Here is a 19,077-nt window from a genome sequence, read left to right as displayed (position 1 = left end):
CATGGGCAAAGGGGGAATCGTGTAACACGAAGGGGTGCGCCGGGACCAAGAAGATAACTTATTGTATTTAAATGAAAAAATGGAAAATAAAAGGAAAAAATGAATCGCCTGTTATATAAATGCGATACACGAATGTGTGTATAGTGTATTGACTGGTGTCATGTTTGAGCTATGCTCGGAAGCTCCTTGCACGTCATCTGTCACGAGAGATAAGAGGCGCACCATGGCCTACGACACCATCGAATTTTCGCTCCGCGACGGCGTGGCCACCCTGGTTCTCAACCGTCCGGACCGCCTCAACAGCTTCAACGAAGCCATGCATCAGGAAGTGCGCCAGGCGCTCACCGAGGTGCAGGCGGCGGTGGAAACCGGCGACTGCCGGGCGCTGCTGCTCACCGGCAACGGCCGTGGCTTCTGTGCCGGCCAGGACCTGTCCGACCGCGCTGTTTCTCCCAAAGACGGAGCCCCCGGTGATGACATGCCCGACCTGGGCTATTCCATCGAGACCTATTACAACCCGCTGATCCGCACCCTTACCGCCCTGCCGGTGCCGGTGGTGTGCGCGGTCAACGGCGTGGCCGCCGGCGCCGGCGCCAACATCGCCCTGGCCTGCGACCTGGTGCTGGCGGCGCGCTCCGCCAGCTTCACCCAGGCGTTCGCCAAAATCGGCCTGGTGCCGGATTCCGGCGGCACCTGGCAATTGCCCCGGCAGGTGGGCCTGGCTCGCGCCAAGGGCCTGGCCATGCTGGGCGACAAGCTCAGCGCCGAGCAGGCGGAAGCCTGGGGGCTGATCTGGCGGGTGGTGGACGATGAGGCCCTGGGTGACGAGGCCGCCGGCCTGGCCGCCCATCTGGCCACCCAGCCCACCCGTGGGCTGGCGCTGATCAAGCAGGCGCTCAACGAAAGCGGCACCAACGACCTGGACACCCAGCTCGACCTGGAGCGCGACCTGCAGCGCCAGGCCGGCCGCACCGCCGATTACCGCGAGGGCGTCGCCGCCTTCATGGAAAAACGCAAACCGGAATTCAAGGGCGAATAACGCCCCGGGCCGGCGCTCGCCAACGGTGGGCCGGTCTCAGAATAAAAGCCATACGCAGTAGGGAGAGTTATGATGCCCGAATCCTCCGCCACGGTGGATGCCGGCGCTCTGGCACGGCAATGCGCCGACGCCATGTTTGCCCGTGACCGCGCCAGCCAGGCGCTGAACATCCGCCTGGACACCATCGAGCCGGGCCACGCCGTGCTCACCATGTCGATCACCGAGACCATGATCCAGGGTCACGATTCCTGCCACGGTGGCTATATCTTCACCCTGGCGGATTCGGCCTTCGCCTTCGCCTGCAACACCTACAATGAAGCCACCGTGGCCTCCGGCTGCTCCATTGAATACGTGGTGCCGGGCAAGCTGGGTGACACCCTCACCGCCGACGCCCGCGAGCAAACCCGCAAGGGCCGCACCGGCGTCTACGACGTGCGCGTCACCAACGGTGACGGCGAGCTGGTGGCTCTGTTCCGTGGCAAGTCCTACAAAATCCGTGGTCCGGTGATTCATGAACAGGAGGGCGGCGCATGAGCGACGCACTTATTTTCGACGCCATCCGCACTCCGGTGGGTCGCTACGGTGGTGCCCTGGCCAGCGTGCGTGCCGACGATCTGGGTGCGATCCCGATCAAGGCGCTGATGGAACGCAATAGCGATGTGGACTGGAGCAGCGTGGACGATGTGTTCTACGGCTGCGCCAACCAGGCCGGTGAGGACAACCGCAACGTGGCGCGCATGAGTGCGCTGCTGGCGGGCCTGCCGGTGGCGGTGCCCGGTGTCACCCTGAACCGCCTGTGCGGTTCCGGCATGGACGCGGTGGGCAGTGCCGCCCGCGCCCTGCGTTGCGGCGAGGGCGAGCTGATGATCGCCGGTGGCGTGGAATCCATGTCCCGGGCACCGTTCGTGATGGGCAAGGCGGAGCAGGCGTTCTCCCGCCAGGCGGACGTTTTCGACACCACCATCGGCTGGCGCTTCGTCAATAAACTGATGAAGGACCAGTACGGCATCGACTCCATGCCGGAAACCGCCGAGAACGTGGCCGAGCAGTTCAACATCAGCCGCGAGGACCAGGACGCCTTTGCCGTCCGCAGCCAGCAGAAGGCCGGCCGGGCCATGGCCGACGGTACCTTCGCCGACGAGATCGTGCCGGTGAGCGTGCCGCGCCGTAAGCAGGACCCGCTGATCGTCCGCGACGACGAACACCCGCGCCCGCAGACCACCCTGGAGGCGCTGGCCAAGCTGGGCACGCCGTTCCGGCGCGAAGGCGGCAGCGTCACCGCCGGCAATGCCTCCGGCGTTAACGACGGCGCCTGCGCCCTGTTGATGGGCGGCGAAGCGGCGGCCAAACGCTGGGGCCTGAAGCCCCGCGCCCGGGTGCTGGGCATGGCCACCGCCGGCGTGGAACCGCGCATCATGGGTATCGGCCCGGCGCCGGCCACCCGCAAGGTGCTGGCCACCACCGGCCTGAAGCTGGCGGACATGGATGTGATCGAGCTGAACGAGGCGTTCGCGTCCCAGTCCCTGGCGGTGCTGCGCGAGCTGGGCTTGCCGGACGACGCCGAGCATGTGAACCCCAATGGCGGCGCCATTGCCCTGGGGCATCCCCTGGGTATGAGCGGTGCCCGCCTGGTGACCACCGCCCTCCATGAACTGGAGCGCCGCCAGGGCCGCTACGCGCTGTGCACCATGTGCATTGGCGTTGGCCAGGGCATCGCGGTAATCATTGAAAGACTTAACTAAAACAAACCCATACGACAGCAAAAAGCAGGGCCCTCGCCTTGCGCATTCACGAGGGCCCCGGAGGCGGAGATGGATATGCCATTCAACCTTGAGAATCGTTTTGACTCGGTGGAGATGAGCGACGTCGCCCAGCTCCGCGAACTGCAGCTCGACCGCATGCGCTGGAGCCTTACCCACGCCTATAACAACGTGCCGTTCTACCGGAACAGCTTTGATGACGCTGGCGTGCACCCCTACGACCTGCGCAGCCTGGACGACCTGCGACACTTCCCGTTCACGGTGAAGAACGACCTGCGCGACAACTACCCGTTCGGCATGGTGGCGGTGCCCATGCGCGAAGTGGTACGCGTGCACGCTTCCAGCGGCACCACCGGCAAGCCCACCGTGGTGGCTTATACCCAGAACGACATCGACGTCTGGTCCGACGTGATGGCGCGCTCGATCCGCGCCGGCGGCGGCCATGCCGGCGACAAGGTGCATGTGGCCTACGGCTACGGCCTGTTCACCGGCGGCCTGGGCGCCCACTATGGCGCCGAGCGTCTCGGCTGTACCGTGATCCCCATGTCCGGCGGCCAGACCGAGAAGCAAGTCCAGCTGATCAACGACTTCAAGCCGGACATCATCATGGTCACGCCCTCCTACATGCTCAACATCGCCGATGAAATGGAGCGCCAGGGTCTGGACCCGAAAGCCTCCAGCCTGCGGGTGGGCATCTTCGGCGCCGAGCCCTGGACCCAGACCATGCGCGAGGAACTGGAAGCGCGCCTGGGCATCCACGCACTGGACATTTATGGCCTGTCCGAAGTGATGGGCCCCGGCGTCGGCATGGAATGCATCGAAACCAAGGACGGCCCGACCATCTGGGAAGACCACTTCTATCCGGAAATCATCAACCCGGAAACCGGCGAAGTGCTGCCCGACGGCGAATACGGCGAGCTGGTGTTCACCTCGCTCAGCAAAGAAGCGCTGCCGATCATCCGCTACCGCACCCGCGACCTGACCCGGCTGCTGCCCGGCCAGGCCCGCCCCATGCGCCGCATCGACAAGATCACCGGCCGCAGCGACGACATGCTTATCATCCGTGGCGTGAACGTTTTCCCCACCCAGGTGGAAGAACAGATCCTCAAGATCGAGGCCCTGGCCCCGCACTACGAAATCCACGTGGAAAAGGAAGGCAACCTGGATCACGTCACAGTGCGCGTGGAACTGAAACCGGAAGCCGCGCCCCAGGCGGAAACCCTGTCCGTGGAAGTGATCAAGGAGCTGCAGCACCGGGTCAAAACCCACATCGGCATCAGCACCAAGGTGGACCTGGCCGCCCCCGGCACCCTGGCCCGCTCCGAAGGCAAGGCCAAACACGTCTTCGACAACCGCCCGAAATAACCCGCCCGAACGCGCGCTCACCGCGCCACCGGCCGCGCCGCCCGGCGCCGGCCGGCCCCTCCGGGGGCGGGGTCGGACCTCGGTAACCCTCTGATTTAATAGACATAGATACCCCGGGAGGCCTGTATTTGCCGCCTTATAGGGCTGTTTTGGGCGGCAAATCGGCGCTTTTTAACGGGCATCCATTTCGCGTTGTTTTGTTAATCGCCGCTTTCCGGGCCCATATCGGCGGTTTAAGCACAAAAAAGCCGCTTGAAAACCGTGGAAGTACTCATAAATCAATAGGTAGCTGTGGTCCGACCCCGGTGAGACCCACCCGAGGTACCATCGCAGCGGCTTTTGTGAGCGGCTCTGTCTCTCAGGTAACCGGAGGTAAGTTCGCAGTCGGGACTGCAACGGGTGCCATGGGATATTTGTTTAACCAGATGTCAGGAAGGCCCGCTTGCACTGGGCGTCCCTGCAGGAATCGTTCTAATGGGCCTCAGCCTTCACTTCCTCAAGAGGTTGTAGAGTTTTTAACAGGTTATGGAAGTGGCTTGTCGTTTGGTTCGACAGATGAGGTTAATTTGTGACTTGGTCACGCGGGGTACAATGTTAATTCTGGTTTTTATAAAGGTGCAAACCTTTTAGGAGCTACTCATCTTGCTATTTTGGGTGGTGGGGGCATGCTCAGTTCATCTGTTAGCGCAACTTGGGGTATGGGTCTATAATTAGTTCCTCAGCAGCTTCTTTCCTGGGGCAGCCGGGCGCGAACTATGGTGTTGCCGCAGATATTTTAGGTGTTGTTGGGTCGTCGGTTATCAAATCCCTTCCGGGGGGTATGGGTGCGGCTATTTTGAGTGTGCATTCATCAATGGCATCATATTTTTTTCAAAATAAGCTGGAATAAAAATGGAAAAAAAGGAATACATGAGTGTTGAGGTTGCCTGGGTGGACATAATGTATGGCTTTCTCGTCATGACTCCTACTTTGTTTTACCATTATTTTGGTAGCGTTCTTATTGGTGTTGGCGTTTTTGTTTTTACTGCCCTGTCTCTTTATCTATGTCGTCCTGTGAGATTTCTTTTGTTTGCTGATCCTTGTTTTGGATTTGCAATTTCTTTTTCTTATGTCATTTCTTTTTTTGTTTTTATTTTTATGATTGCGAGTTCCTTTTTTTATTTTTCTATCATTTGTGCTGTGGCATTGTCGGCTTTTACATTTTTATTCATGTGGTTCTATAAGCTAGAAAAAAAGCTTGAAGAGTTTGGTTGGAAAAACGTGGAGAAGTAGGCGTGCCCATGTTTAGAGGGAGAATAGTTTGACGGGGAAAAGAATATTTTTCTGGAAGCCCCTTTTTCATTGGTCATCCAGTGAATTGCGCCGGATCAAACATGTAAGTCAGGGTGTTGTCAGAATCCACAGCGATACCAGTAACGGCATGATTGATCTACGCATCTGCGACGGCGGGCCGGGGCTGCCGAATGAAAGCAACCGGGTGAGCATGAGGCTGACCAATATCCGCTACCGGGCAAAGGAAATCGGTGCCTCCGTTGAATGGAGCGAGGCGGAGAGTGGTGGCTGCCAGTGTGCTGGTGATACCGATAGAGGCGATGCGCCTCAACTACTGAAGAGCCATCTATAAACCCAGCACCCAATCGCGCACCGCTAGAATCGCCGGTTCCTTGAGCCGTTCCGGTGGGTAGACCAGGTGCGATCGCGGTGGGGTCGGACCTCGGTAACCCATTGATTTAATAGCTTCCGATGCCCTGATCGGACCGCATTTTGCGCGTTACGAGGATGCGCTTGCCGCGTCACGCTCGAATCGCATCAGGCGTACATCCACGGTGAGGTTGAGCGTTTCAAGCGCTGCCGCTCGCGCCCGGCCTTCGGCACTGGCGCGATAGAGGTGTGGTGTCATCGCCAGCAGGTCGGCGATGGGCTGCGCGCCGTCCAGCTTGAGCGCATAGCGGATGGTCTCGGTCCCCAGCAGGGTAAAGCCCGGTGGCGTTTCCGGGTTGCCCCCGCGCTCCGGCTTTAGGGTCGGATAGATGATCTCGCGCAGCTCACGCAAATGATCGGGCCCGGCATCGACCTGCAACAGCACGCCGCCGGGCTTGAGCACCCGGGCGAACTCGTCATATACGGGAAAGCCGAACAGGCACAGCAACCGGTCCAGGGTGTCCGGTAGCACGGGGAGCCTGGCGTTGCTGCCCACCACCCAACGGGCCCGTTTATCCTGTTTCGCGGCGGCCAGCACCGCCGGTTTGGAAATATCCAACCCGAGCAGTGCAAGGGACGTCTTTCCATCGGCGAAACGGGCCAACTCACGCAGGTAATGGCCCTCGCCGCAACCGGCATCGAGGCAGTGAGCCATCGCATCGTCGGGTAGCCCTTCCAGCGCCGCGCGGCTTACCGCTTCGGCAATCGGGCGGTAATGACCCGCGGCGAGAAAGCGCTGACGGGCCGCCACCATTTCCGCGCTGTCGCCCGGGTCCCGCGAACGCTTGCGTTGCACCGGCAGCAGGTGAACGTAGCCCTGGCGGGCGATATCGAAACTGTGGCCGCCGGCGCAGCGCCAGGTGCGGTCACATTGCCGCAGTGGCTCGCCATCCAACGGGCAGGCCAGCGCCTGAAAGGGGGTAATGTTCATGGTTGGCCGCGTGTCCTGCCTGATGCACGAAGAGCCCGCCGATAGACAGGCCCTGACAGGCGTCATTCTACCCTTTTTGGGTGGGGGTCGGACCTCGACAACTCCTTGATTTAGCGGACATTCGGTCCTGGCTGCTTTCTTAAACGCCGTTTTCGGGCGTCATACAGGCGCTCTAAGGGCCAAAAACCCGCTTAAAAATCGGGAAAGTTCTTATAAATCAATAAGTAGCCGAGGTCCGACCCCGGGGTTCCCCGAGGTCCGACCCCGGTGGGGGTCAGGGGAGGGCGATCCAGATCATCAGGAGGCCGGCGGCGAGGCCGAGGAAGAACAGGCCCCAGAGGGTGCCGATGTTGGTTTCGTCGCCGAATTTGTCGGAGAGTTTGACGGCGCGGGCGAACAGGGCGATGCCGGAGACGGCGCCGAGGACCAGCAGCGCCAGGCCGACGATCAGCAGGATAATGTCGAAGGGGGGCATGGCGGTCCTTATTCCACGTCGAATTCGCGCACGCCCTTGGCGGTGCGGCATTCTTCCACGTACTGGCGCAGCTTCTCGCGCAGTTCCTCGCCGTTCTCGATGGCCCTGATGACCACCACCGGGCTGCTGCGGTCGGAGGTCCGCAGGATCACATTGCCCAGGGAGAACAGCCGCAGGAAGAAGGGCTCTTCAAACTGATAGTCGCGCACCCGGTAGAGCTCCAGCTCGTTGGTTTTGCGGTTGAGCACGCCGTAACGGGTGCGCAGGCGCTGGGTGGTGAGTTCGTACTTGGTGTATTTCACTTCCAGCCAGCGCCACAGGGCGATGAACAGGGGAATCACCAGGAAAAACAGCAGCCCGCACACAATGAAAGTGCCCAGGTTGACCACCTGGGAGGGGGTGCCGTACCAAACGTCTTTTTCTTCGCGCATGACCATCTCGTTGTCTTCGATAGACGGTTTGTACCATTGAAGCGGTCCGGACTCGACCGACGTTGGGCACTTTGCACGAAATTTGGCAGGTTTTAACGTTGTAACCGGCGGCTCAGGATCGGGCGCCGCGATGAAACAGCAGGGTGCCGCCGGCCACCAGCAGCACCGCCAGCCCGAGAAACGGCGGCGGCGCTTCCCCCAGCGCGAGGATGGCGATCAGGGTGCCGACCACGGCGGCCACGGTGCCGATCTGGCTGAGGTAGACCGGGCCGGCCATCTTCTGAAGCACGAAATAGAACGAGTAGAGCACCGCGAACACCGCCACCTCGATCCACAGCAGCAGCGTGGTTTCGCGGCTGGCCAGCAGTTCGCCACTGCGTCCCTGCTCCAGCAACAGCACGCAGGGCACCAGCATCAGGGCGGCGCCGATTTCCATCAGGCCGGCCAGAAACAGGGGCGAGGTGTTGGCCGGCCAGCGCAGAGAGCGGTACACGTTGCCGGCGGCCAGCATCATCGGCATGGCCAGCACCAGCAGGGCCCAGCCCGGTGAGGCGCTGACGTTGCCGGCCTTGGCGGCGGCCAGCAACAGGCCGCCGGCCAGGCCCAGAGCGACACCGGCGAGTCGCAGCCAGCGCACCCGCTCCAGGCGCATCACGGTGGCGATGATCCAGGTGAACAGCACCGGAAAGGCAAAGCTCATGGACAGGTAGCCGGCGCCCACATGGCGCACCGCCAGAAAGCCCAGGGAGGTGGGCGCCGCCAGCAGAAAGCCGGACACCAGCCCGTATTCCAGGGTACGCCGGTTGATCGGCATGGGCTGGCGGGCCAGGGCGGACAGCCCGATCAGAATCAGGCCGGCGCCGCCGATGCCCACCATCAGAAAGGTGAGCCGGGGCGCGCCGGCCTGGTCGGCCAGCTTGGCCAGAATCAGCGACAGGCCGAGAAAGGTGCCCACCAGCAGCAGGCAGCCGAAGGCAGCCAGCCCGGCCTTGCCGGTGCCGGTCAGGTTGGACATGATCCTCTCCACCTCAGTCGGAAAACGCGGGTGCTGAAATGACAAGTCATACCGGTCGCTGCCTGTGCGGTGGTGTGCGATTCCAGATCGACCAGGCCCTGGCGCCGATTCAGGTGTGTCATTGCCGGGAATGCCAGCGGGCGCAGGGCGCGGCCTTCGCGGCGATCACGCCGGTGGCCACCTCCGCGTTGCGGTTCGAGACGGGCAGTGAACTGATCACGGAGTTTTCTTCCTCCCCCGGCAAATACCGGGCGTTTTGCCTGCGCTGTGGTTCGCCGCTGTACAGCCGCCGTGATGACAAGCCCGAGGTGCGGCGGCTGCGGGCCGGTGTGATCGACCCGCCGGTGACCGTGCCGGTGGCGTCGCATGCCTATGTGGCGGAACAGGCGCCCTGGTGTCGGCTTGCCGGTGACGCGCCGCGCTTTCCCCACGCCAAACCGGTTTCGTAAAAGCGGCCTGCCGCGGGGCGATGCAATAAAAAAAGCGCGCCACGCGGGCGCGCCAAGAGGGTTACACCGGATAAACCAGGTCGTTGTTCAGCAGCAGGTTGTCGTAGATCGCCCGCCGTTCCTTGAGCTTCAATTCGCCCTGCTCAAACACGAAGCGGTCCAGATAGCAGCCCACCTGATGCAGGGTGGCGGTGGGCTGGTCCATCAGTACCTGGGTGAGCATATAGTTGGCGCCGGCGACGATGGTGCCGTCGTCCTGGGGCTCCGCGTAGGTATTGGTGACGAAGTGGCGCAGGTAGCGGGGCGCGAACATGGACGTCTCCAGGATCGCCAGGGCGCGGTCCTTGAGCATGCCCTTGCCTTCGCAGTAGACCAGCCCCACCGGCAGATTGGCGTCGTGGTTTTCACGGCCGGACACCACGTAGTTGGCGTCCTCGGTGAAGAACTCCACCCAGTCGTGCAGGCGCCCGTCGTCCAGGGCCCGGCAGTAGTCGGTGTTGAAACGCTCGATGGCATGGACCAGTTGCCCCTGGTCGAGCCCGGGAGCGGCCGGGTTTTTCTTGATCGCTTCCATAACGGTCTCCCTTATTCGATGTCCAGGGCCTGGCGCCAGCTTTGGTACATGGCGCGGATGGCGGATTCAGAAATCAGCGTGTCGGCGGTGCCGGTGGGGGTGTCCGGGTCCAACGCCACCAGATGCTCACCGGGCTGGGTGCGCTTCATGCCGTCCTGGACGAATTTGATCGCCTCGTTGTCTTCCAGGCCGAGGAAGCCGGCCGGGCCCATCAGGTTGCCCTGGCGCAGGCGGTGGCGGGTCATTTCCTCGTCGTCGTCGGCGAAGCCGAACATGGTCCAGTTCATCACGAACTCGTCCGGGCCGCTGGGCACGATCTGGCGCACGCCCAGGGTGTTCATTTCCCGCTGCACGATCAGGTTGGGCCAGATCGTCAGCATGGTGACGCTCCACTGGGAGTTGAACTCCGGAATAAAGTCGAGCATGTCTTCCCGCTCCAGCTGGAATTCCGGCCGGTAGGCGCGCATCTCTTTCTGGTTTTCCTCACTGACGGTGCCACCGTCGCTTTTCGCCGAAGCCATGGCGCCGTGTAGCCCGGTCTCGTCACAGATCATCTGCGACTTGTTGCCGGCCACCAGCAGCCCGAAGCTGACCAGGAAGGTGTGCAGCAGGGTAGCGTGGTAGGGGTCTTTGAGGTTCTCGTGGTAGAGCTTCCAGTTGCCCGGCAGGGAGTTGCGGTAATAGCCCAGCAGTTTCAGCTCGCGGCCGTCGAAGGTGGCGTCGAACTCGCGCAGCATGTCCGGGCCCAGGTAGTCCTCCAGCGGCTTCATATCGTGATCGAAGGAGGCGAACACCACGCCATGGCGGGTGGTCACCTTCAGCTTGGTGGGGCCGTGGTCGCAGGTCTTGAAGTCCTTGGGCATGCCGCCCTTGCCGTCCACGCCGCGCCGGAACGGCACCCCGGCCAGGTTGCCCTTCAGATCGTAGGACCATTGGTGGTACGGGCAGACGAACTCTTCCGCGTTGCCGCGCAGGTCACGGCAGAATTGGGCGGCCCGGTGCGAGCAACGGTTGACGAACACGTTGATGTCGCCGTCCTGGTCGCGGCTCACCACCACCGGAGTGGGGCCCACGTTGCTTTGCTTGAAATCGCCGGCGTTGGGGATTTCCACTTCCAGGGCCACGTAGTTCCAGGTGGGCCCGTGGAAGATGCGCTCCACCTCCAGCTCAAAAATGTAGGGGTCGGTGTACACCCAGTCCGGCACGCGGGTCAGACCTTCCCGGGGCCAGACATAGTAGTTGGACAGATCGCTCATCGTTCCTCTCCGGAGTTGGGCGGGCAGACGGGACTCACCGGCGCCGCCGGCGGTGTTTTCCAAAAGGCGGTTCAGGGCGTCCACGGACAACCCGCGGCGCAGCCATTCGCGGCCACGGCGGATGGCACCGGGATCGTTGAAGGCGATCACCCCGGTGAGCCGTTCACCGTTGTGGAAATACAGGGTTTCGGCACCGTTGGATCCGGGTTGGGCGACCATCTGGTCGTCCGCCGTGGGCAGGCCGAGCATCTGGATGTTGTGCCCGAACTGGTCGCTCCAGAACCAGGGCACGGCATCGTGGGCGGTGTCCTGGCCGGCCATGGTGCGGGCGGCGGCGGCGGCCTGTTCCTGGGCGTTCTGCCAGGACTCCAGGCGCAGCAGGGTGCCGTCCTGGCGGCGTGTCACGGCGGCATCGCCGGCGGCGAACACGCCGTCCAGGCCGGTGCGGCCGAAGCGGTCCACCACGATGCCGTTTTCGATTTCCAGGCCCAGGCTCTCCGCCAGGGCGGTTTCCGGAATCACGCCGATGCCGACCATGACGCTGTCCGCCTGGAGGGTGTCGCCGTTGTTCAGTTTCAGGGCCACGCCGCCGTCGGCCGGCTCAAAGGCGGTGGTCTGCACCTCGGTGAGAATGCGCACGCCGTTCTGTTCCGCCAGCTTATGCACACGCAGCGCCGCCATGGGGTGCAGGGCGCGGCTGCAGATGCGCGGCGCGGCTTCCACCAGGGTCACTTCGCAGCCCCGTTGGCGGGCCGCCGACGCCACTTCCAGACCGATAAAACCACTGCCGATAATGGCGATATGGCGGCCCGGTTGCAGGGCACGCTTGAAGGCGATGGCGTCTTCCAGGGTGCGCAGGCTATGCACCGCCGGCAGATCCGCGCCGGCAATCGGCAGCGGCCGGGGCGAGGCGCCGGTGGCCAGCAGCAGTTGATCGTAGGCGTGGTTGTCGCCGTTGCTGGCGGTGAGGACTTTCCGCTCCGCGTCGATATCGGTGACCGTGACGCCCAGGTGGAGCTCGATGTTCAGCTCAGCCGCGTCGGCGCTGTCCAGCAGAGTGGGGCCGTGCAGCGGCGCCTCGCCCAGCAGGATCGCCTTCGACAGAGGCGGGCGTTCATAGGGCAACGCTTGTTCCCGGGCGAACAGTTTCACGGTGCCGGTGAAGCCGGCATCGCGCAGCGCCCGGGCGGCGCTGGCGGCGGCCTGGCCGCCACCGACGATCACGAAGCAGCGTTGATCCCGTTGTTCGGTCATGGCGATGCGGTTGTCGGCGGGCGTCTCGGCAATCTCCGCGGGGCGGGTGACATCCACGAACACCTGGCCGTCTTCCACTTTGACCGCGTAGGTGTCCAGGTCCTTGTTCACCGGCCCGGACAGGGCTTTGCCGGTACGCACGTCGAAGCGCGCCTGGTGCAGCGGGCATTCCACGCAACCGTCTTCCACGAAGCCGTCGCTGAGCAGCGCGAACTGGTGGGTGCAGATATTGCCGGTGGCAAGATAGTCCTCGCCAAATCGATAAAGGGCCACCGGTATCTTGTCGATGGTAACGGCCATGACGCCGCCATCAGGAGACAGTGCGTCGGCGCCCTTCACTGGGGTCCAGGCCATGGAGATCAACCTCACAATTTAATCAGTATACTTCCTAATAGTACAAAAAAATCCACCCGCCCACCACGGTTAGTCATGCAGCAGATGTGGCAGGAAGGTGGATACGGACGGAAACAGGGTGACCAGCATCAACACCACCAGGTTGACCAGCAGGAACGGCCAGACACCGGCGATGATCTCGGTGACCGGTACGCGCAGCGCGCTGGAGGCGACGAACAGATCCAGGCCGAACGGCGGCGTGATGGTGCCGATGGCCACGTTCAGAACCACGATAATGCCGAACTGCACCGGGTCCACGCCCAGGGCCATGGCCACCGGCGCCAGCACCGGCACCAGCACGATCTGCATGGACACCGGGTCCATGAACATGCCGGCGATCAGAAACACCACATTGACGATCAGCAGGAATTGCAAAGCGCTGATGTCGGCGCCGGCGATAAAGGCGCCGATGGACGCCGGCACGCCGGCCACGGTGACCAGATAACTGGCGAAGCTGCCCACCGCAAGAATAATGAACAGGGTGGTGGTGATCAGCGCGGAGGATTCCGCCACCTGGGCCACGCCTTTCCAGCTCAACGCCCGGGTGATCAGGGTCTCCACCAGCAGCGCGTAGAGCGCGGCCACGGCGGCGGCCTCGGTGGTGGTGAACAGGCCGCTGTAGATGCCACCAAGAATGATGATCGGCATGCCGATGGGCAGCAGCGCCGCCTGTACCGCCTTGCAGCGCGCTTCGCGGCTGGCCTTTTCGCCAAGCGGTGCGGTTTCCTTGCGGCTTTTGATGTGCACGTACACGGTGAAGGCCGCCGCCAACAGGGTACCCACCGCCAGGCCGGCGGCGAACAGATCAATGATCGAGGTGCCGGTGAGCCAGCCGTAGATAATCAGCGTGATGCTCGGTGGTACCAGCAGGGAAATCTCCGCGGTGGCCACGATCAGGCCCACCGCGAAGGAGCGGCTGGCACCGGTGGCGATCAGCCGGGGAAACAGGATTTTGCCGAGGCCGGCCACGGTGGCCGGTGCCGAGCCGCTCACCGCGCCGAAGGCGAAGCAGGCGCCGGTGGTGGTATGGCCGAGGCCGCCACGGCGGTGGCCGATAAAGGCCTCCACCATGCCGGTCAGGCGCGCGGCGATACTGCCCCGGGCCATTAACTCGGCGGCGAATACGAACAACGGAATCGCCAGCAGGGTGGACTGATTGATGCCGCCGATCATCTTCTGGACCATCACGATGTCGGGCAGGTTTTCCAGAAACAGGTGCTTGCCCAGCAGGCCGGAAACGCCCAGTACCAGAAAGATTTCCGCGCCCGCCACGAACAGGGCCACGGCAACGACGGTGAGAAAAAATGGTTTCATAAAAAGTCCTGGTCGCCGGGGGCTAGTCGGTGCTGTCGAGCGCCGGCCGATGTGAGGGGAAAATCACATAGCGCACATAACGCAGGGTCAGCAGCACCATGCCCAGGGGCAGGGCGGCGTACAGCCAGCCCATGGAAACATCCAGGGTATTGCTTACCTGGCCGGTGGCGATGATGCGTTGCAGGAACTGCCAGCCGATGTACGCCATGTAGGCGCAGAACAGCGCGCCGATCACATCGATAACGCGCTGCACCCAGAACAGCAGGGAGCGGCCGATGAACCGTTGCAGCAGGTTCATCGACACATGGCGGCCTTTATCCATGGTGTAGCCGAGGCTGACGCACACCAGCCACACCAGAATGAAGCGGGACAGTTCATCGACGCCGTCCAGATGCCGGGCCAGACCAGGGGCGAGGTTGTGCAGCAGAACATTGATGCCGTAGATCACCGGCAGCGCCAGCATCAGACAGACCAGCAGTACCCGTTCCACCGAGGCCAGGGCGGCCCAGAGTTTCGTCCACATGATCGTGCTCCGGCGGCCGTTACTGGGTGATGTCGCTGTAGACGTTTTCGTACAGGTCAATCAGCGTTTGCCCCTGGCTGCCCGCCTGCTTGAGAAAGGCATCGCGGGCCGCCGGGTACATTTTTTCACGCAGGGCCTGCTGTTGGGCGTCATCCAGTTTGTTGATGGTCAGGTTGGCGGTTTCGATTTCCTTCAGCGCTTGCTTCTGGTTTTCCGCTTTCACCCGGGCCAGCTCCACCGCATTGTCGACGAACACCTGGCGCACGATTTTCTTGTCCTGGTCGGACAGGCCGGCCCAGAAAGTGGGGCTGAACAGCACCACGTTTTCCACCACGCCATGGGCGGACAGCAGCAGGTACTTTTGCACCTCGTGGAATTTCATCCGGGCGATGGAATCCAGCGGGTTTTCCTGGCCGTCCACCACGCCGGTTTGCAGCGAGGTGTACACGTCACCGAACGGGATCGGCATGGCCTGGGCGCCCACGGCTTCGAACTGGGCGCGCAGCACCCGGGAATCCATGATGCGGAATTTCTGGCCTTTGAAATCGTCGATGCCTTCCAGCTTCTTGTTGGACGTGAAGTGCTTGAAGCCACCGGGCCACAGGGCCACGGCCTCGAAGCCTTTTTCCTTGAAGGAATCCAGCAGGGCAACGCCGAACTCGCTCTTGCGCAGGGCATCGGCCTGGGCGTCGTTGGTGGGAATCAGGTAGGGAATATCGAGGATCGAAACCAGCGGGTTGAAGCCGCCGATAAAGGCGGCGGGCACCACCACGGCATCCTGCATGCCAAGCTGTACCGCCTCGGTCATGGCGCGGGCGTTGCCCAACTGGGAGGAGGGGAAGACGGAAAATTCCACACGGCCATCGGTTTTTTCGGCGATCTGTTTGGCGCTCAGTTTGAGCACTTTGTCCAATGGCTGGTCGGCGGCTTCCACATGGCCGACGCGGGCATTCGCGTGGCCGAGGCCCGGGAGGGTCAGGGCCAGGGTGGTGGCGATCAGAAGCGCGTGGCGTAGGGCTGCGTATGCTTTCATTTTCAGTACCTTTTATGTGCGATTCGGTCGAAAACCGGGAACGGAATCCGGTTCATCCCTGAACGCCTGTTGTTAATAGTCAGTATGCTGATCTATTACCGGGAGCCGAGTGGCCCAAGATGTCAAAAGCAATTGCTGTGCCAGACACGGCCCGGTAAACATCCGACTTTTTTGTATGCTAGAGCACTTTATTGGTGCTGGTGCACCGCCTTGATTCATATGGCGGGTCGATTGCCCGCTTTTTTTCGTCGGGCGTCCATGGCGCCCGTGATGATTCAGAGTTTCAGCAGGCGTTTGGCGTTGTCGCGGCACACCTTGGCGCGCACTTCATCGCTCATCGGCGCGTCGTCGATAAAGCGGGTGGCCAGTTCCGTGGATTCGTAGGGATAGTCCACGGAGAACAGCACGCTGTCCTCGCCCATCTCGCCGATGGCCGCCATCAGGGTCGGTGCCGAGCACACCCCGGAAGTGGTGATCACGATATTGCGGCCGAAATACTCCGACGGCGCCCGCTCCAGGGTCACGCCCTGGGCATAGACCGGGAAGCGGCTGTCGAAACGCCAGCGCATGAACGGCAGGCCTTCGCCCATATGGCCGATGATGATTTTCAGATCCGGGAAGCGGTCGAAGACGCCGCCGAACAACAGACGCAGCGCATGGGTGCCGGTTTCCACGCCCCAGCCCCACACCGCGCCGGCCAGCTCCGGATGGCCGCGCATGGAATCCACTTCCTTCCAGGGGTTGATCGGGTGCAGGTACAGGGGCACGTCCAGGTCCTGCATCCGTTCCCAGAATGAGTCGTAGGCCGGGTCGTCGTAATAAACGCCGTTGGTGTGACCGTTCACCAGGGACCCTTTGAAACCCAGTTCACGGACCGCGTATTCCAGTTCGTCGGCGGCCGCCTTGGGGTCCTGCATGGCCAGGGTGGCGAAGCCGGCGTAACGGTTGCCGTGGGGGGCGATGCGATCCGCCAGGTAGTCGTTGTTTTCCCGTGCGCGGCGGATCGCCCGTTGCGTATCGGCTTCCGCCTGCACGCTCGGGCCGGACTGGGACAGCACCACGGTTTCAATGTGGTGCCGGTCCATCTCTTCCAGGCGCAGCTGGTCGAAGTCGTCCAGGCGCGCGGCCAGGTCCTGTTGATCCGCCGATCCGATCTTGTCGAAGAACATGGCCGTGTATTCCTGGAAACCCGGCGCCATGAAATGTTCTTCCAGGGCGATTTTCTTAATCGTTGTCATTGCTTGGATCCTGCTTGCTGGAGATGGTCGAGGAACTCGGCGGTGTCGATCACGTCGCCGTACTTGCCATTGATGTCGAACAGGTTGGCCTCATGGGGCGCCGGGTGGCGGTCGCCGACCCCGTCGCGCAGCACCATGACGCGGAAGCCGTGCTGCAGCCCGTCCACCGCGGAGGCGCGGATGCAGCCGCTGGTGGAGCAGCCGATCAGTACCAGGGTGTCGATGCCCAGGGCGGTGAGGGTGGCGGCCAGGGAGGTGCCGAAGAAGGCACTGGCGTATTGCTTGGTGACCACCAGCTCGTCGTCGCGGGGGATCACTTCATCGCAGAATTCCGCCAGCGGATTGCCGTCCACCATGGCTTTCATCACCGGCGCTTTCTTTACCCAGATCCCGCCGTCCAGAAAACCGCCGGGTTGATAGCGGATATTGGTATGGATCACCGGCAGGCGGTGATCACGGGCGGCGGCCAGGGCGCGGGCAGCCTGGGGCAGGGCGTCCACCACACCGGGGGCGTACAGGTCGGCGCCCTCGGTGGTGTAGGCCTTCATGAAGTCGATGCTGATCAGCGCCGGGCGTTGCCCGAAGCCGATGCGGGTGTCCCAGACGCCGGCGTAGTTGTCGCTGGCGGTGCTCATGACGCCTTCGCCTCCGGAGTCGGATAGCGACCGCTGAGCAGGGCGCCGGCGCCGGGCACCACCGGTTCCAGGCCGAGCCGGTCGAGCATGCCGCGCACGGTGCACACCGCCGTGGACACCACCGGAATGCCCAACGCATCTTCCACGGTCTGGATCGCCGGCAGCGACGGCATCTGCACGCAGGCGGACAGCACCACCGCGTCCACGCCGCTGGTTTTCAGCTCGGCCACGTCCTCGATCAGTTTGAGCGGATCGCGGCGGCCCACTTCCAGGTTGTCGGGGATTTCAAAGCAGCGCCAGTCGCTGACCGCCACGCCCTCATGCTCGATATAGGCCACCACCTTTTCGGTGAGCGGTTTCATGTAGGGGGCCAGCAGCGCCACTTTTTTGGCGCCGAGAATATGCAGCCCTTCCACCAGGGCACCAGCGGAGGTCATCACCGGCGCCTGGCAGTGATTCTCCCGGGCCGCCTGGCGCAGTTCTTCCTCGGTCTGGCGGTGATAGCCCAGACCCTGGGCCATGATCGCCACCAGGCAGGCCGTGCTCATCACATCCACCCGGGCGTCCGCCAGCTCGGCGGCGCAGCGCGCACCCTGGGCGTTCATGGCTTTCAGTTCTTCCGGGGTCACCTTGTGCATGCGCATGCGGCTGGAATGGAAGGTGAAACGTTCCGGGTAACGGCTCTCCCGGGCTCGCAGCATGGCGGGAATTTCCGTTTCCATGGTGGTGTTGGAGCTGGGAACGATTTGTCCGATGCGATAGGTAGTCATGGCGCGTGTCCTTGTTGTCAGAGCGCTTACAGCGGTTGATCGAGCAGTTCGCCGAGGGCGCGGAAGAAATCCTCCAGGTCATCCCAGGGAATCATGTGCCCGGCGTCGGGGGTGCGGGCGATGCGCAGGGCCGGCAGCAGGCCGCGCAGTTCTTGCTCGTCTTCGGGCTGGATCACGCCGCCCCGGCCGGCCACCATCAATCCGGTCTTGATGTGGGTCAGGGCGGGCAGGTCGGCATGGATGTCATCCTGGTGGAAGCCATCAAAACTCGTCTTCACCGCGCGTAAATCACAGGTGTGCAGCCACTCCGCGCGCAGCCGCAGCTGCTCGTCGCTCCAGGTGGCGCAGTAGTGCCGCATGCGCTCCCCGTCGATGCCTTTTTCGCATTCGACGATGGAGTCCTGGTACCAGGGCCAGGCGCTGGGGTATTCACGACGTCCGGGGCCGGACACCGGCGGGTCCACCATGATCAGCCGGGCAATGCCGCTGTCGGCGCCGCCGCGTTTGACGGCGCGAATGCCGTGGCGGCCGCCCATGGAATGCCCCACCACGGTTACGTCCCGCAGCTGCAGGGCGGAGATCAGCGCCAGCACGTCGTCGGCGCAGGCGTCCAGTCCGTAATCCAGATGGGCGCCGCTCTCGGACAGGCCGCGGCCGCGCACGTCCAGCACCCAGGTGTCGAAGTGCCGGCCCAGGCGTTCCGCCACGAAGCCCCAAGTCACCGCCGGGCTGGTGATGCCGGGAATCAGCAGCAGGGCCGGGCCCCGGCCGCCGTAGCGAAGTACGTGCTGGCGGATGCCGTTGGCGTGGACATTGCGGCCGTACAAAAAGGTGCTGGGCATGGGCCTCTCCTGATAGCAAAGCGAAGGGCCCGCGCTCCGGCTGCACACCGGGAGGGGCCTTTCATCGCAATATATATCA

The 19,077-nt window shown here is 62.9% G+C and carries 20 protein-coding genes; 7 read left to right on the top strand and 13 right to left on the bottom strand.

Features of this window, described 5'->3' with window-relative positions; all coding sequences use genetic code 11:
• Nucleotides 1-223: 223 nt before the first annotated feature.
• From paaG to FGS76_RS10520, 6 genes are all read left to right on the top strand, one after another.
• Complete coding sequence (gene paaG, locus FGS76_RS10545) at nt 224-1,039, top strand: 2-(1,2-epoxy-1,2-dihydrophenyl)acetyl-CoA isomerase PaaG (RefSeq protein WP_138772602.1); 816 nt, start codon at nt 224-226, stop codon at nt 1,037-1,039.
• A gap of 72 nt (nt 1,040-1,111) precedes the next feature.
• Nucleotides 1,112-1,573 carry a hydroxyphenylacetyl-CoA thioesterase PaaI gene (gene paaI, locus FGS76_RS10540; RefSeq protein ID WP_338081330.1) on the top strand — a complete coding sequence of 154 codons (462 nt, stop codon included), beginning with the start codon at nt 1,112-1,114 and terminating at the stop codon, nt 1,571-1,573.
• Nucleotides 1,570-2,781 (top strand): 3-oxoadipyl-CoA thiolase, encoded by a 1,212-nt coding sequence (pcaF, locus tag FGS76_RS10535; RefSeq protein WP_138772600.1) that lies wholly within the window; start codon nt 1,570-1,572, stop codon nt 2,779-2,781. Before paaI ends, pcaF begins: the two co-directional genes overlap by 4 nt.
• A gap of 75 nt (nt 2,782-2,856) precedes the next feature.
• Nucleotides 2,857-4,164, top strand: a complete 1,308-nt coding sequence (paaK, locus tag FGS76_RS10530) for a phenylacetate--CoA ligase PaaK (RefSeq protein ID WP_377900293.1) — start codon at nt 2,857-2,859, stop codon at nt 4,162-4,164.
• 891 nt (nt 4,165-5,055) lie between these two features.
• Nucleotides 5,056-5,436 carry a hypothetical protein gene (locus FGS76_RS10525; RefSeq protein ID WP_138772598.1) on the top strand — a complete coding sequence of 127 codons (381 nt, stop codon included), beginning with the start codon at nt 5,056-5,058 and terminating at the stop codon, nt 5,434-5,436.
• A 28-nt stretch (nt 5,437-5,464) separates the two neighbouring features.
• The gene (locus tag FGS76_RS10520; RefSeq protein WP_138772597.1) at nt 5,465-5,788 is read left to right on the top strand and encodes a sensor histidine kinase; all 324 of its coding nucleotides are present in this window, start codon (nt 5,465-5,467) and stop codon (nt 5,786-5,788) included.
• A 147-nt stretch (nt 5,789-5,935) separates the two neighbouring features.
• Here the strand turns inward: FGS76_RS10520 and FGS76_RS10515 are convergent, their stop codons facing one another.
• The 4 genes from FGS76_RS10515 to FGS76_RS10500 form a co-directional block, all read right to left on the bottom strand.
• On the bottom strand, nt 5,936-6,796 hold the full coding sequence (locus tag FGS76_RS10515; protein ID WP_138772596.1) for a putative RNA methyltransferase: 861 nt from the start codon (nt 6,794-6,796) through the stop codon (nt 5,936-5,938).
• Between the two features lie 274 nt (nt 6,797-7,070).
• Nucleotides 7,071-7,271, bottom strand: a complete 201-nt coding sequence (locus tag FGS76_RS10510) for a hypothetical protein (protein ID WP_138772595.1) — start codon at nt 7,269-7,271, stop codon at nt 7,071-7,073.
• A gap of 8 nt (nt 7,272-7,279) precedes the next feature.
• Nucleotides 7,280-7,702 carry a PH domain-containing protein gene (locus tag FGS76_RS10505; RefSeq protein WP_138772594.1) on the bottom strand — a complete coding sequence of 141 codons (423 nt, stop codon included), beginning with the start codon at nt 7,700-7,702 and terminating at the stop codon, nt 7,280-7,282.
• 112 nt (nt 7,703-7,814) lie between these two features.
• Nucleotides 7,815-8,717 (bottom strand): DMT family transporter, encoded by a 903-nt coding sequence (locus FGS76_RS10500; protein WP_138772593.1) that lies wholly within the window; start codon nt 8,715-8,717, stop codon nt 7,815-7,817.
• Nucleotides 8,718-8,755: 38 nt separating this feature from the next.
• Between FGS76_RS10500 and FGS76_RS10495 the strand changes: the two genes are divergently transcribed.
• On the top strand, nt 8,756-9,166 hold the full coding sequence (locus FGS76_RS10495) for a GFA family protein (protein ID WP_138772592.1): 411 nt from the start codon (nt 8,756-8,758) through the stop codon (nt 9,164-9,166).
• A 61-nt stretch (nt 9,167-9,227) separates the two neighbouring features.
• Here the strand turns inward: FGS76_RS10495 and FGS76_RS10490 are convergent, their stop codons facing one another.
• The 9 genes from FGS76_RS10490 to FGS76_RS10450 all read right to left on the bottom strand — a co-directional run bounded on the left by FGS76_RS10490 (nt 9,228) and on the right by FGS76_RS10450 (nt 18,998).
• Entirely contained in the window at nt 9,228-9,740 is a 513-nt protein-coding gene (locus FGS76_RS10490) for an aromatic-ring-hydroxylating dioxygenase subunit beta (protein ID WP_138772591.1), read from the bottom strand.
• An 11-nt stretch (nt 9,741-9,751) separates the two neighbouring features.
• Complete coding sequence (locus tag FGS76_RS10485; RefSeq protein ID WP_138772590.1) at nt 9,752-12,604, bottom strand: FAD-dependent oxidoreductase; 2,853 nt, start codon at nt 12,602-12,604, stop codon at nt 9,752-9,754.
• 69 nt (nt 12,605-12,673) lie between these two features.
• The gene (locus tag FGS76_RS10480; protein ID WP_138772589.1) at nt 12,674-13,957 is read right to left on the bottom strand and encodes a TRAP transporter large permease; all 1,284 of its coding nucleotides are present in this window, start codon (nt 13,955-13,957) and stop codon (nt 12,674-12,676) included.
• 22 nt (nt 13,958-13,979) lie between these two features.
• Nucleotides 13,980-14,480 (bottom strand): TRAP transporter small permease, encoded by a 501-nt coding sequence (locus tag FGS76_RS10475; RefSeq protein WP_138772588.1) that lies wholly within the window; start codon nt 14,478-14,480, stop codon nt 13,980-13,982.
• A 19-nt stretch (nt 14,481-14,499) separates the two neighbouring features.
• Nucleotides 14,500-15,513: a TRAP transporter substrate-binding protein gene (locus FGS76_RS10470; protein WP_138772587.1), complete on the bottom strand. Its 1,014-nt coding sequence runs from the start codon at nt 15,511-15,513 to the stop codon at nt 14,500-14,502.
• Nucleotides 15,514-15,788: 275 nt separating this feature from the next.
• Complete coding sequence (locus FGS76_RS10465) at nt 15,789-16,751, bottom strand: amidohydrolase family protein (RefSeq protein WP_138772586.1); 963 nt, start codon at nt 16,749-16,751, stop codon at nt 15,789-15,791.
• Complete coding sequence (locus tag FGS76_RS10460) at nt 16,748-17,386, bottom strand: N-carbamoylsarcosine amidohydrolase (protein ID WP_138772585.1); 639 nt, start codon at nt 17,384-17,386, stop codon at nt 16,748-16,750. Before FGS76_RS10460 ends, FGS76_RS10465 begins: the two co-directional genes overlap by 4 nt.
• The gene (locus tag FGS76_RS10455) at nt 17,383-18,156 is read right to left on the bottom strand and encodes a maleate cis-trans isomerase family protein (protein ID WP_138772584.1); all 774 of its coding nucleotides are present in this window, start codon (nt 18,154-18,156) and stop codon (nt 17,383-17,385) included. The genes FGS76_RS10460 and FGS76_RS10455 overlap by 4 nt, the downstream gene beginning before the upstream one ends.
• 26 nt (nt 18,157-18,182) lie before the next feature.
• On the bottom strand, nt 18,183-18,998 hold the full coding sequence (locus tag FGS76_RS10450; RefSeq protein WP_138772583.1) for an alpha/beta fold hydrolase: 816 nt from the start codon (nt 18,996-18,998) through the stop codon (nt 18,183-18,185).
• Nucleotides 18,999-19,077: the final 79 nt, after the last annotated feature.

Origin of the sequence: Alloalcanivorax gelatiniphagus (assembly GCF_005938655.1) — a bacterium.
GTDB classification, from domain to species: Bacteria; Pseudomonadota; Gammaproteobacteria; order Pseudomonadales; family Alcanivoracaceae; genus Alloalcanivorax; species Alloalcanivorax gelatiniphagus.
Note: the sequence above shows the minus strand (reverse complement) of the source record. Positions and strands in the feature narration are given on the sequence as shown.